The following is a 9,329-nucleotide window of genomic DNA, read 5'->3' as shown; positions in this document are numbered from 1 at the left end:
CTTAACTAGAAAGCTTGCTAAGGCCCTGCGTTATAGCAGGGCTGCGCTTGTTAATTCGAGGATTATATGCTTATTCATCTGACTCCTTCTTTTTTTCTTAATTACTCTAATATCTCTGTTGACTTAATTGACGTGGAAGTTCCTGAGTTAGGCCTGCATCTTCAGAATGAAAAAGATATAACTGTCCGGTTCCCTGCGCCCAATAAACGGCTTCATTATGTCTGCCGTAAAAAAGGGCGCAAGGCCGTGTACGGCATTCTGCTGAACACGGATAAGCACGTAACGGACATTACCGTCATTACGCGCTGGGCCGTGCAGGGTGAAGTCTCTACGCACCGCGTACACATGCACATCGTGGGCGCCGACGATGCGGCCACCGATGTTATTCACCTCTGGAGCGGAATTTTCAATACCCCCTTCCGGGATAAAGCACCGGACCTGACTAAAAACTGGATACCAGCGTCGTGTCAGCCGCGCCTGAGCGTCTGCGCCAGCGACAGGCCGTCTGAGCGCGAGCCGGCAATCTGGCGCCTTACGGACGCGTCCGGGATTATCCGTCAGCAGACGGAATACTTCACCGCCGCCACCGTGGAGCCTGAGCGGCTGTTGACGCCTACTCGCAGCAATGATCGGCTGCCAGCGCTGGAAGACGCTTTTGACTGCAAGGTGCGGGAATATGCGGACACGCTGCGCGTGCTTTATGCGTATCCGGGCGTGACCGTCTGCCCGGTGACGGAGCATGAGGAGCTTATCGAAAGCGACCTGACGGAAGAGGGAAAGCTCGACGCGTTCACCGCGATAATCCAGCCCGTGCTACAGGAGGTTCGCGCCGTCTGCCCGGTGTTTTTTACCAATACCACCAACCTGATGAACAGCATCCGCCGCTTCTCCACGCACTTTCATGCGCTGAGCGATGCTGAAAAGCAGTTTGTCGAATACCAGATTAATCAGCCTCTGTTTCGCGTTTCAGTGAGCTGAGACCGCCCGCCGCACAGCCTGACGCGCCCTGCGTCTGGTGGAGGAGGCGGAACATCACATCAGCCCATCCGGGCACGTTCGCACCGTAAGTAAACCCCGCGCAGCTTTCTGCCTGGCTTTCGCCTGCCCGCAGCCCTGCGCGCCTGTCTCTGTTTCCACATAAAGGACTTTCAATGAGCCTTAACGCCCGCGACTTTACCCAGGGCGGCCAGGTGATGAAATACATGATCGGCATGTTTGTGCAGATCATGAATATCGCCTCCTACTGGGTCGTGCTGTTTTCAGCACTGGTATTTTTCAGCTGGATGCTGCTGCGCCTTACCATGCAGGAGTTTATTCACGGTAGCGCCTACTGGCTGGTTAAGTGGTTTGTCATGCCTCTGTCGAAATTCTCTGGCGGAAATTCTAAAAGCGGCTGGACCTTTCACTTTGAGCGACCCAACGGCGAGGTGGTGGCGTTTAAGCACACTGCTCAGCAGGTGATGAACGATCCGTATTTCGTGCAGATGGGCGAAAGCGTTAAAGACGCCGCATTTTACGGCTGGGGCATTGCCACATTCTGCTTTGTAGCCGCCATTCTCGGCATAACCTGGTTTCTCGGAAGTAAGGGCGCGAAGCAGCGCGAGAGCGAACTTACCGGCGGCCGCATTCTGGCGACAAGCCCTGCCGTGGTGAACCGCCTGCTCAAAAAGGCCGGCGTGATGTCCCCGCTCAGCATCTGCGGTCTGCACATCCTGAAAGACTCGGAAATGCAGAACTTCGGTCTCCACGGCACCGTCGGGTCGGGCAAGAGTACCGCGCTGAACGACCTGCTGCGCCAGCTGCGCGAGCGCGGCGATCGCGTCATCGTGTACGACAAAGGCAATAACTTTATTCCGACTTTTTACCGTCAGGATAAAGACCTCATCCTTAACCCCTTCGACGCGCGCTGTGCCCCGTGGGACCTGTGGGAAGAGTGCAAGACGGTGGGTGACTTTGAGAACTTTGCGACCTCCCTGCTTCCTGACAGCAGCGGCAGCAGCGATCCGTTCTGGGTGCTGTCGGCGCGATCGCTGTTTGTGGCCACCGCACGGCGCATGGCCCGTGAAAAGGACCGCAGCATCGGCGAGCTGCTGAAAAAGCTGATGTCCATCAGCCTGGCGGACCTGCGCGCGTTTCTGGAAGGTACGGACGCGGCGAACCTGGTAGACGGCAGCATCGAAAAAACGGCGATGACCATCCGCACCATTCTGACCACCTACGTCCGCTCGCTGCGCTACCTGCAGGGGCTCGATCAGGACGGACGCCGGCCGTTCAACATCCGCGACTGGCTTCACACCGAAGACGCGAGCGGCGACAACCCGTGGATTTTCATCTCCAGCGACGGCCAGAACCACAACGCGCTGAAGCCGTTGCTGAGCGCGTGGCTCTACATGACCATGTCCGGCATCCTCGGGCTCAGGGCCGACCGCAACCGCCGCATCTGGATTTTCCTGGACGAGCTGCCGTCCCTGCATAAGCTGCCCATTCTGCCGGAGTTCTGCGCCGAGGGCCGCAAGTTCGGCGGCTGCACCGTCGCCGGCCTGCAGAACTTCCCGCAGCTGGAAGAGACGTACGGCACCAACGCGGCCAAATCCATCTGGGACCTGCTGAATACCCGCGTCTTTTACCGCGCGCCCAGCGGATCGATTGCTGACTGGGTGCAGAAGGAAATCGGCGAGCAGCGGCATAAGAAGTTCAAGGATCAGTACAGCTACGGCATCGACATCATCCGCGACGGCGTGCAGTTCTCCAAAGATGAGGTCAACGAATTCCTGGTCAGCTATTCCGACGTGCAGAGCCTCAACGACCTGGAGTGCTACATCACCCTGCCGGGCGAGTGGCCGGTGGTGCGCATGAAGCTGCCCTGGAAATCCTACCGCGAAATTGCTGAAGGGCGCATCCCGCGCGACGTGGAAGACGTGTTTGACCCGGACATCGAGGCGACGCTTGCGGGCGAAACTGCCGACAACCAGGCCGGCCAGATTGTCGGGCGGCTGTTCGGTGACTCGACTGAAGCGGCAGCGCCTGCAGAAGAACAGAACGCCGGTAATGCCGTGCCTGCTGCAGGTTCGCAGAGCGCTGCGGCGCCCGCTGACAACGCTACGGCACCTGCGGAAACGGCATCCTCATCATCTGCACAGGCAGCAGCTGCTGAAGCTGGCGGGCGCGTAACAGCACTACCTCCGCCCGCAAATCCAGCCGTTCCTGCAGCGCCGGCGCCAGCCGCACCGACGCCTCCCGCGCAGCCCGCAGCGGAGAACTCCCTGCAGCAGGTGGACATTGTTAAACATCGCGACTTCGACCCTGACGATCGTTTCTGAGGTACATCATGCTGTCAGTCTCTTCTGTCAAAAGCGCTGGTAAAGCCGGCGCTTACTACACCAATGAAGATAACTATTACTTCCTCGGCGAGCAGTCCACGGAGTGGTACGGCACCGGCGCGGAAAATCTGGGCCTTGAGGGCCCGGTTAACCGCGATACCTTTGTCGCGGTGCTGGAAGGCCAGCTGCCGGACGGCACCGACATGCGCCGCATGGAGGGAGGGGTCAACAAACACCGTCCGGGCTATGACCTGACTTTCTCCGCGCCCAAAAGTGCCTCGGTGCTCGCCCTCGTGACCGGGGACACCTTCCTGGTGGACGCCCATAAAGAGGCGGTACGGCGCACGCTGGACGAGGTGGAGAAGCTGGCCACCACGCGCACCATGACCGACGGCATTACCGAGATGGAGAAAACCGGCAACCTGGTGATTGCGACCTTCATGCACGATACCAGTCGTAACCTTGAACCCCAGATGCATACGCATGCGGTGGTTGCTAACGCCACGCTTTCGCAAAACGGCTGGAAAACGCTTTCTACCGACATTAACGGGAAGCAGGGCTTTACCGACGTGGTCTGGAACGAGCAGGTCAGCATTGGCGCGCTCTATCGTGGTCACTATCGATCCATTATTGAGCCCGCGGGCTACCAGACCGAGGACACGGGGCCGCGCGGCGAATGGGACATCACCGGCGTGCCGGTTAAGCCTTTTTCCTCGCGTCGCCAGGACATTCTCGATCTGGTCGGTGAAGACGCGACGGCGAAGCAGAAAAGCATGGCCGCGCTGGACTCCCGGCAGGCCAAGCACTTTGAAGACCCCGAAACCCTGCGCGAGCACTGGCAGACGGTCCTGAAGGATACCGGCTTTGACGTGCAGACGTTCAGGAAAGAGCTGGCAGAGCGCCAGCAGCAGCGTGAAGCCGAAAGCGCCGGTCAGGAAAAAAAGGCCGCCACGCCGCCGGCGCTGGAGGGCGCGGTACGCGAGGCCATTGAGCGACTGTCGTCTAAAAGCGTGCGCGTGACCTATGACGACGTGATGACCAGCGTGCTTAATCACGTCCCGGTCGCCCCGGGCGTCTACGGGCAGGCCCGGAGCGCCATTGACAGCGCCATCGGCCACGGCCAGCTGATCGCCGTGGACAAGAACCAGACGCTGTTCACCACTGCCGCCCACGTCCGCGACGAGGCGCGCCTGTCGCAGCTGGCCGCTGGCCTCGCGGAAAAGCGCGGTGGGCTTACGGCGCCGTCCGGCGAGCGTGGCGAGCGTGGCGTGCTGGCACAGGTGGCCGATGCCGATCGCGCGGTGTCGCTGATTGACGTGCGCGGCGGCACGCAGTTCATCAGCGACCTGAACCGCAGCATTATGACGATGGCCAGCGAAAGCAAGCGTCCGCTGGTCGTGGTGACCGCCGACGGCGCCGCGCGTAAACGTCAGCTGGCGACCTTCGGCGACAAGCCCGGCGTACAGCTTATGACGGCGGAGGAGATGAAAAGCGCTGAGCTGCCGGCGCGCCCGCTGGTGCTGGTCGCGGAGGCCGAGCGATTCAACACATCCGGGCTGCACGACGTGCTGAAGACGGCGGCGCAGCTCGACGGCGCCGCGCTGGTGACAGATACCCACGCCCGACGCACGGCGGGCTTTGCGTCGGAGGTGCTGAGCGCGGCGGGCGTGAAACAGTTCACCGCCTCGCCGAAGACCGAAAACGTGCGCGTGACGATGGTGCAGAAGGACACGGTGGAGGACCGGCTCAGCGTGGCGGCGCGCTACTACGCGCAGGAAAAAGCGCAGGGCCGGCAGGTGTCGCTGCAGGCGGGCAATGCGCGCACGCGCGACCAGCTCACGACCCGGACCCGGGAAATCCTCGCCGACGAGGGGCAGCTCGGCCGGGTGCTGGGCGAGGCCACGGTGCGGGTGCCGGTGTGGCTGGACGCCAGCAACCGCAACGACCGCAGCGTCTACCGCGCGGGCATGGTGCTGGAGCATCACGAGGGGCAGGGCCAGAAGTCGGTGTTCACCATCGCCGGCGTCAGCGAGCGGCATAACCTGCTGACCCTGAAAGACGAAAAGGGGCAGACGCAGGGCGTGAGCATCAGCAGCATCGACAGCCACTACCGGCTTTACCGGGAGAAAAAGCTGGAGCTGCGCGAGGGCGAGCAGCTGCGCGCCACGGCCGATCTTGGCAGCCGGGCCGGCAGCGGGGAGCGGCTGACCGTTACCGGCGTAAAGGAAGGGCGCTGGCTCTTTAAGGACACCATCACGATGGAGAACGCAAAGGGCGAGCGCGTCAGGCTCGACCGCAACGCGCCGCTCTACGCGGACTACGCCTACGCCGAGTCTTTTGGCGCCACGCGCCGCACGGAGGGGAGCGTGGTGGCGGTGCTGGCGGGCAAGGAGGTGAACGACGCGACCGTCAACATGCTGCGCCGCAGCGGCTCGGACGTGATTGCATTCACCCCGCTGGACGAGGCCACCATCGGCCGCCGCCTGGAGGAAAACCGCCCGGTGGTCAGCGTGACGCAGGGCATCAAATCGCTTGCCGGGGAAAGCGAGCTGACGGACGCCCTGCGGGAGCTGGAGTCCCGGAAGATGTCGCAGCCGGAGCGCGCTATGCGGCTGGCCATCGAGAAAGCCACCGGCACCGACGTGACGTTCACGGGCGTCCGGGCGCTGGCCGGGGTGATTAACACCGACCGCAGGATCACGCCCGAGCGCGCGCAGGAGGAGCTGTCACGCCTGGTGCAGCGCGGGGAGATTTTTGAACTCAGCGGGGAGCAGGGCGCGGCCGGGAAGTACATCTCCCGCGAGAACTTTGAGAATGAGGTGTCCATCCTGCGCCACGTTGCCGAAGGCAAAAACAGCGTAAAACCTCTGCTGGCCGGCGGCCTGAGTGAGGAGAAAGCCGCCGGGCTCACGGACGGCCAGCGCGAGGCGGGCAATCTCATTCTGACCACCCGCGATCGCTTTACCGCCATTCAGGGGTATGCGGGGGTGGGGAAAACCACGCAGTTCCGCACCGTGGCAGCCGCACTCGCCGCCGCAGACAACGCCCCGGACATTCGTGGGCTGGCGCCCACGCACCGCGCCGTCAGCGAGCTGTCTGACGCGGGTATCCCGGCGCAGACCATCGCCAGCTTTCTGAGCGAAAGCAGCCAGTGGCAGGCCGCCGGTCAGGCGCGCGACTTCCGCAACACCGTGTTCGTTATCGATGAGTCCTCCATGAACGGTAACGCCCAGATGGCCTCCCTGATGAACGTCATCGCCGAGGGCGGGGGACGCGCTGTGCTGAGCGGGGACCAGGACCAGCTGAAGTCGCTGGAGTCCGGCGCCCCGTTTGCACTTGCCCTGGAGCGCAGCGCCGCCGACGTCGCGGTGATGAAGGAAATCGTGCGTCAGATCCCCGCGCTCAGGCCCGCCGTGGAGGCGGTTATCGCCGGCAACGTGCGCGAGGCGGTACGCATCACAGCGGACACCAGCCCGCAGAGCGTGCCGCGCCAGCCCTACGCATACGTTCCGGAGAGCAGCGCAATGGACGGCAGCAGGCTGGTGCCGGCGGCAGGGCCCGCAGGCGGGGAGGCCGAAAAACCCGACCTGACCGGAATGATTGCCGACGACTACGCCGGCCGGACACCGGAGGCGCGTGACAACACGCTTATCGTGGCGGAGCTGAACGCCGACCGCGAGGCCATCAACAGCGCCGTGCACGACCGGCTGCAGACGCAGGGGGCGCTGGGTGACAGCGTCACGGTGCCGCTACTGGTACGGGTCAACAACAGCAACGCCGATCTGGGCCGACAGACATTCTGGGAAGCGCAGGAGGGCAACGTGGTGCGCCGGGGCGAGCAATATTTCCGGGTGGGTGAAACCGACACGGAGAGCGGCGTGGTGCGCATGGCCGGGCTTGATGGTGCGCCGGACCGCTGGATCAGGCCTGCCGAGATGCGCAAGGAGGACGTGGCGGTGTTTAAGGAGGTAGAGCGGGAAATCAGCTCCGGCGAAAAAATCCGCCTGACGGCAACGGACCGCGACCGCAACGTGCGCGCCAGCGACATGGCCGTGGTGTCAGGCATTACGGAGGAGGGAAAAATTCTGCTCGATACCGGCGACCGGCAGCTGTCTTTTGATCCCGCCGCGCGCTACGCCGACCGCCACATGGACTACGGCTACGCCGTCACCACCTACAGCTCGCAGGGCGCGTCCGTGAAGTACCTCATCGGCCTCTTTGGCGAAGAGGGAGCAAGGGGCCGGATGGCGGCGATGGACAGTACCTACGTCGAGCTTTCACGGTCAAAGGAGCACGTTCAGACCTACTTCGACAACCTGTCCGGCTGGGCGGCGAAGGTGGAGAGTAAAAGCGGGCGGCGCCAGACGGTGCACGACGTGCTGATGCGGGCGGAAGACGTGCGGGCTGACCGGGAGATACAGGCGTGGGACAAAAGCCTGCCGGTGTCCGGCACGCGCCTGGCGGACCGGGTGGATCAGGACCTGACGGCGGACGCACGCTTTATGGCCGGGAAAACGCCGGAAATGCTGTGGCCGGTTATCAACGAGCACGGACGGCAGCGCGGGAACTGGCACGTTCCGGTGTCACCCTCCAGCGGAGAGGTAGACTTTTCAGCTGCCCACTATGAAGGGGCAGCGGACGGCAGCCGCATCGTGCTGCAGCGCGGGGAAAAGCACGGAAAGGTGCTGGAAGCCGCGGATGTCGCGGAAGCGCTGCAGCTGATGAAGGACAACCCGGAAAGCCCTGTCGTGCTCTCTGCTGACCACAGTGAACGTCCGGATGCCAGAGGCGCATCGGCAGCAGCGACGTCGGGTGGGGAGGAGCTGGACCGCCGCGAAGCCGAGGCGCTGGAGAAAGCCGTTAAGGCCGCGCTGGGGCAGGAGGAGAAAGAGCCGGAGCCTGTTGCGCCTGAAGAGGCGCGGAGCGCACCGGACGAACGGGAGAGCGAACGCGAGGCCGCACTGGCCGCCGCGCTGGAAGAGCTGCAGGAGGAGGCATTTGATTATCGCGACTACGACCTGTCGCCGGAGCGGGAGGACCGCACCGCAATGATGAACGATGAAGTCAACGTGATGCGCCACGAGCGCAGCGAACCCGAGCCGGAGTTTGGCCATAAACCTCAGAAAACCCTGGAGTAGACCCTGTGACATTACTGTTTATTGCGGCCACCGTGGCCGTTACCCTGTTGATGCTGATGGCCTGGTTGCCTGAGTTAAGGGCAGAAGGGGCGCTGCTTCGCCGCTGGAGTAAGGGAGGCGGTGAGCCTCGCTACAGTGAGGCCGTACAGAACGTGGTGGACGGCTTCATTGAGGTTTTTTCAGCCACGCACCGCCTGACGGAAGCCGAAACGGCGCGCATCCGGGAGATGAAAACCTGCCCGGCCATGATGCCGGTGACTCTGCTGCTGCACCCGCAGCTGATGACGCCGGAAAACTTTACAAGTAAGTCGGTGCTATCACGCCGCGCCAACAGGGATTCTGAATGAACCAGCACTTAGACGCAGCAGACGGTATCCGTCGTAAAATAGCTCCCCGGACCGCGCAAAAACATAAGGCTGAATTTGGTCAGTTTATGACCCCTGCGAGTGTGGCCCGCTTTATGGCATCCTTATTCCCGCCCGGTACCCAGCAGGTGTGCCGTTTATTAGATGCTGGTGCGGGGGTCGGTGCCTTGTCTTGTGCCTTTCTGGATCGCTGGGTGTCGGGCGGTTTTAATTTCGAATCCGTTGAAGCTACAGCTTACGAGATTGACACTAACCTGCGCAGCCACCTTGCACAGCAGCTGAATAAATACGAGCACGTACTGCCTCGCATTGTCGCGGGAGATTACATTGAACAGGCTACCGCTGGCGGTCTTCATGTACGAGGATATACCCATGCCATCCTCAATCCCCCCTACAAGAAGATCAACAGCAAATCGGCTCACCGGCTGGCTTTGCGCAGTGTCGGCATTGAGACGGTAAACCTGTATTCCGCCTTTGTTGCGCTGGCCGTGGGCGAGGCGGCACCT

The 9,329-nt window shown here is 62.4% G+C and carries 4 protein-coding genes and 1 pseudogene; all 5 read left to right on the top strand.

What is annotated here, in order from left to right; genetic code table 11:
- Positions 1-66: 66 nt before the first annotated feature.
- Positions 67-978 carry a DUF6012 family protein gene (locus BBB56_RS22975; protein ID WP_233593097.1) on the top strand — a complete coding sequence of 304 codons (912 nt, stop codon included), beginning with the start codon at positions 67-69 and terminating at the stop codon, positions 976-978.
- A gap of 173 nt (positions 979-1,151) precedes the next feature.
- Positions 1,152-3,320, top strand: a complete 2,169-nt coding sequence (gene traD / locus BBB56_RS22970) for a type IV conjugative transfer system coupling protein TraD (RefSeq protein ID WP_123803210.1) — start codon at positions 1,152-1,154, stop codon at positions 3,318-3,320.
- An 8-nt stretch (positions 3,321-3,328) separates the two neighbouring features.
- Entirely contained in the window at positions 3,329-8,458 is a 5,130-nt protein-coding gene (traI, locus tag BBB56_RS22965; RefSeq protein ID WP_123803209.1) for a conjugative transfer relaxase/helicase TraI, read from the top strand.
- A gap of 5 nt (positions 8,459-8,463) precedes the next feature.
- Complete coding sequence (locus BBB56_RS22960) at positions 8,464-8,805, top strand: hypothetical protein (protein WP_123803208.1); 342 nt, start codon at positions 8,464-8,466, stop codon at positions 8,803-8,805.
- A pseudogene (locus BBB56_RS22955) lies at positions 8,802-9,329 on the top strand (SAM-dependent methyltransferase); the annotation flags it as partial. The gene BBB56_RS22960 and the pseudogene BBB56_RS22955, both read left to right, overlap by 4 nt.

The sequence above is a fragment of the Candidatus Pantoea deserta genome (genome assembly GCF_003813865.1).
GTDB classification, from domain to species: domain Bacteria; phylum Pseudomonadota; class Gammaproteobacteria; order Enterobacterales; family Enterobacteriaceae; genus Pantoea; species Pantoea deserta.
This window is presented reverse-complemented; position numbering and strand designations above follow the sequence as displayed.